This window comes from Micromonospora sp. ATA51 (assembly GCF_016802855.1).
In the GTDB taxonomy this organism is placed as follows: Bacteria; Actinomycetota; Actinomycetes; order Mycobacteriales; family Micromonosporaceae; genus Micromonospora; species Micromonospora sicca.
Window position 1 is genome coordinate 1 of record NZ_JAEVHJ010000445.1, and the last position, 4,208, is coordinate 4,208.

Annotated in this window: 4 protein-coding genes and 1 pseudogene; 3 read left to right on the forward strand and 2 right to left on the reverse strand. The window is 70.8% G+C overall.

The features are described from left to right. Nucleotides 1–446 precede the first annotated feature (446 nt). A complete protein-coding gene (locus JNW87_RS35520) occupies nucleotides 447–911 on the reverse strand; it encodes a DUF5318 domain-containing protein (RefSeq protein WP_238455209.1) in 465 nt (154 codons plus the stop codon). A 174-nt stretch (nucleotides 912–1,085) separates the two neighbouring features. On the opposite strand from JNW87_RS35520, the gene JNW87_RS35525 reads away from it, so the two are divergent. Both JNW87_RS35525 and JNW87_RS35530 read left to right on the forward strand, forming a co-directional pair. Continuing rightward, a complete protein-coding gene (locus JNW87_RS35525; protein ID WP_109803709.1) occupies nucleotides 1,086–1,724 on the forward strand; it encodes a PadR family transcriptional regulator in 639 nt (212 codons plus the stop codon). 23 nt (nucleotides 1,725–1,747) lie between these two features. Continuing rightward, complete coding sequence (locus JNW87_RS35530; protein ID WP_238455210.1) at nucleotides 1,748–2,827, forward strand: inositol-3-phosphate synthase; 1,080 nt, start codon at nucleotides 1,748–1,750, stop codon at nucleotides 2,825–2,827. A gap of 76 nt (nucleotides 2,828–2,903) precedes the next feature. Here JNW87_RS35530 and JNW87_RS35535 read toward each other — a convergent pair. Further along, nucleotides 2,904–3,382: pseudogene (locus JNW87_RS35535) on the reverse strand (methylated-DNA--[protein]-cysteine S-methyltransferase). A 183-nt stretch (nucleotides 3,383–3,565) separates the two neighbouring features. On the opposite strand from JNW87_RS35535, the gene JNW87_RS35540 reads away from it, so the two are divergent. Further along, entirely contained in the window at nucleotides 3,566–4,087 is a 522-nt protein-coding gene (locus JNW87_RS35540; protein ID WP_109803711.1) for a SigE family RNA polymerase sigma factor, read from the forward strand. Nucleotides 4,088–4,208 lie beyond the last annotated feature (121 nt).

Consider the following 4,208-nt stretch of genomic DNA (forward strand, 5'->3'; position numbering starts at 1 on the left):
CACGGAGCCGTCCCGCGCCGGCCCGGCCCACCGAGGCCGAGCCCGCCGCACCGCTACGCGGAACCGGAGCGCGCCGCCGGCCGAGCCCGTCCATCGGAGGCGGACCCCCGGGGCGGCACGGAGGCGCGGGCCGAGGCCCCGCCCCTCCGGCGCGGATGACCAGCCGTTCCCGTGCGGGCTCCCGGGGTCGCCGTTGGGGCCCGGGCTCTGCGCCCGCCCACGCGAAGAACTGGGATCGCCGTAGTTCATTCCTCACACCCTGCCGGTCGCGGTGGGGCGCACATGCGCCACCACCGGGTTGCCGTGAGCTGGACCACGAGACGCTACACCGCGGGCGTGCCGGGGCGCAGGCGTCAAATCCGAAGTAATCGGACTAATCAGACGTAGAAGCTGCCGGTCCGCCCACCCGTCGTCAATCGGGCCGGGGTCGGCCGATGCAGCTTGAATCACCGTTGCGCCTCTCGCCTTCGACGAGGGGTGGAACCGTTCGGGGCGGACGAGCCGCTCACCACGCCCTGCTCCGACCCGTCCTCGGTGCCGCCGGCCAGCCCGTCCCGGCCGAGCAGGAACTGCTCGACGAGATGGTTCCAGTCACAGCCGAGGCACACCTCCACCACGAAGACCTGGAACTCACGCAACGTCATCGCCAGGACGGGCAACTCGGCCCGGGTACGCGCCTGGCCGGCGGACTGCTTGAGTTCGTCCCCGTAAATGTAGTGGACGTGGATGAGGTTCTCGCTGCGGCAGATCGGGCAACGCTCGTCGGTGGGTTCACCGTGGAACCGGGCCGCGTTCTTCAGGTACGGCGAGGCGTCGCAGACGTCGTACGTGCCGACCCGGCCGGCCAGGAGCTCACGCAGCACCGCTCGCTTCTGGAGCGAGTAGTCGACGACCTGGCGAGACGTACGCATGCGGCAAAGGGTACGCGGTCCGGCGGGACGAGGCGACCGCCGTGACAATCCGTGACGGCAACACCTCGGAACGGGGGTTTGCCCTGATCATGGCTGTCCGCTAACGTGCGATGTATCGGTCCGATACATCGCGGCGGTTACCTGCTCCGCGCCGGGGGTAAGAAGGGGTGGCCCGTGCTCGAGCTCGCCATCCTCGGCCTCCTGCAGGAGGCTCCGATGCACGGCTACGAGCTGCGCAAGGAGTTGGCCGCCAAACTCGGCGCGATCCGGGCGGCGATCAGCTACGGCTCGCTGTACCCGACCCTGCGCCGGTTGCAGGCGGCGGGATGGATCACCGAGGCCGCCGAGACACCGGCGACCGCCGAGGAGGTTCCCGCGCTCACCAGCCGACGCGGTCGGGTGGTGTACACCATTACCGCCGAGGGCAAGGAACGCTTCGCCCAACTGATAGCGCAGGCTGGTCCCGAGACGTACGACGACACGGGCTTCGGCGTGCACTTCGCGTTCTTCGCCCGGACCGACCAGGCCACCCGGCTCCGGATCCTGGAAGGTCGCCGTCGGAAGATCGAGGAGCGTCGCGAAGGCCTTCGCGACGTGCTCGGCCGGGCAGCCGAGCGCCTCGACGCGTACACCCTGGAACTGCAGCGCCACGGCCTCGACGCCTGTGAGCGTGAGGTCCGCTGGCTGGAGGAGCTCATCGCCAATGAGCGCTCCGGCCGTGCCCCGACCGTCCCGCAACCCGGGACAGCCGGCGGCCGACGAGAAGACAACAGCCCGCCTCCGCCTGGAGAGTCCAGGAAAGAGCGGCCGTGATGAAGAAGAAGGAGGCAGACGCTATGGGCTCCGTCCGCGTCGCCATCGTCGGTGTGGGTAACTGCGCCTCGTCCCTCGTACAGGGCGTGGAGTACTACCGGAACGCCGACCCGAACGACCGCGTCCCGGGTCTCATGCACGTCACCTTCGGCGACTACCACGTCTCGGACGTGGAGTTTGTCGCGGCGTTCGACGTGGACGCCAAGAAGGTGGGCATGGACCTCGCCGAGGCGATCGTGGCCAGCGAGAACAACACCATCAAGCTCTGCGACGTGCCGCCGACCGGCGTCACCGTGCAGCGCGGCCCGACCTTCGACGGTCTGGGCCAGTACTACCGCGAAATCATCGAGGAGTCGGACACCGAGCCGGTCGACGTGGCCAAGGCGCTGCGCGACGCGCAGGTCGACGTCGTCGTCTCCTACCTGCCGGTCGGCTCCGAGCAGGCCGACAAGTTCTACGCCCAGGCCGCGATCGACGCCGGCTGCGCGTTCGTGAACGCCCTGCCGGTCTTCATCGCCTCCGACCCCGAGTGGGCGAAGAAGTTCGAGGACGCGGGTCTGCCGATCGTCGGCGACGACATCAAGAGCCAGGTCGGCGCCACCATCGTGCACCGCGCCCTGGCGAAGCTCTTCGAGGACCGCGGTGTCGAGCTGCTGCGCACGTACCAGCTCAACTTCGGCGGCAACATGGACTTCATGAACATGCTGGAGCGCACCCGCCTGGTCTCGAAGAAGATCTCGAAGACCCAGTCGGTCACCTCCCAGATCCCGCACGAGATGACCAAGAGCGACGTGCACATCGGCCCGTCGGACCACGTGCCGTGGCTCGACGACCGCAAGTGGGCGTACATCCGCCTGGAGGGCCGCTCCTTCGGCGACACCCCGCTCAACGCCGAGCTCAAGCTCGAGGTGTGGGACTCGCCGAACTCGGCCGGCGTCATCATCGACGCCGTCCGGGCCGCGAAGATCGCGCTGGACCGGAAGATCGGTGGCCCGATCCTGTCGGCCTCGTCGTACTTCATGAAGTCCCCGCCCGAGCAGTACGCCGACCACGACGCGCACGCCGCCGTCGAGGCGTTCATCAAGGGCGAGGTCGAGCGCTGACACGCTGACCACAGCCGCATCGATGGCCGGGTCCGCACGGACCCGGCCCTCGGGCGTTCAGTCGACCCGGAGTACGTCAGGACCAGGCGCGTTGCAGGGCGACCCGGGCCTCCAGTTCCAGCAGCGTCACCTTGCGCGGCAGGCCGCCGCCGAAGCCCACCAGCTTGCCGCCCGCCCCGACGATCCGATGGCACGGCACGATCACCGGGACCGGGTTCCGGTTGCAGGCGACCCCGACCGCCCGGGCCGCGCCCGGCTCGCCGACCGCCTTCGCCACCTCGCCGTAGGTGAGCGTCTCGCCGTACGGGATGCGGGTCATCTCCCGCCAGACCGCCCGCTCGAACTCGGACCCCCGACGTGCCGCCACGGGGACGGTGAAGTCGGTCAGCTCACCGGCGAAGTACGCCCGCAGCTCGGCCACCGCCCGGCCGGCCAGCCCGTCGACCGGCTCGTCGGTGGCGACGCCACCCGCCCGAAGTGCGTCCCGCAGACCGCCTCGTCGTCGGTGGCCACGGAGAACTCCCCGATCGGCGAGTCGAGCACGGTCCAGCGCATGAACCGATTGTCCCCCGCGGAGCCCGAACCACCACCGCCGGGCCGTCAGAGCAGCGCGACACCCAGGGGCGTCACTGGTGTGAGCAGCCGGCCGCCGCCCGACGTCACGGCCTCCCGCCCCACTGTCTTCCCCCGTGAGGCAAAGTTCCCCGACCCCGTGCGTCTGTAGTACGGAGGTGGACGGTGGCAGAGGTCATCGACGGGGAGTTCACCGCGTTCGTCAACGAGCGGGGTGACGCGCTGCTGCGCGTCGCGTACGCGCTCGCCGGCAACCAGCACGCCGCGGAGGACCTGCTCCAGAACGCGCTGGCCAAGGCGTACGCCCGGTGGCCGAGGATCCGGGGCGACGCGGAGCCGTACGTGAAACGGATCCTCTACCACGACCAGGTCTCCGGCTGGCGGCGTCGGGCGCGGCGCGCCGAGGTGCCGGTCGCGGAACTGCCGGAGCGGCCGGCGGCGGGCGACGGCGGTCACGACGCCGACCTGCGGCTCCTGCTGCGGGACGCGCTGCGGGCGCTGCCGCCCCGGCAGCGGGCCGTGCTGACCCTGCGCTACCTGGAGGACCTGAGCGTCGAGCGGACCGCAGCGATCCTCGGCTGCCGGGCCGGCACCGTTGCCAGCCAGGCGTCCCGGGCGCTGGCGAAGCTCCGGGAGCTGGTGCCCGCTCTCGACGAGCTGACCACGCGTTCGGAGGTGAAGTCATGACCAGGCCGGTGGAGGACGTACTGCGGGCAGCCGTACAGGATCTCGCGGACGGGGTCCGGCCGGCACCCGACCTGGCCGTCCGCGCGCTCGGCCGGGGCCGCCGGCTGCGGCGGCGCCGCCG

Excerpts from the sequence above, each read along its gene's own strand:
- JNW87_RS35520 (WP_238455209.1), bottom strand. The coding sequence starts at position 911 with ATGCGTACGTCTCGCCAGGTCGTCGACTACTCGCTCCAGAAGCGAGCG.
- JNW87_RS35530 (WP_238455210.1), top strand. The coding sequence starts at position 1,748 with ATGGGCTCCGTCCGCGTCGCCATCGTCGGTGTGGGTAACTGCGCCTCG.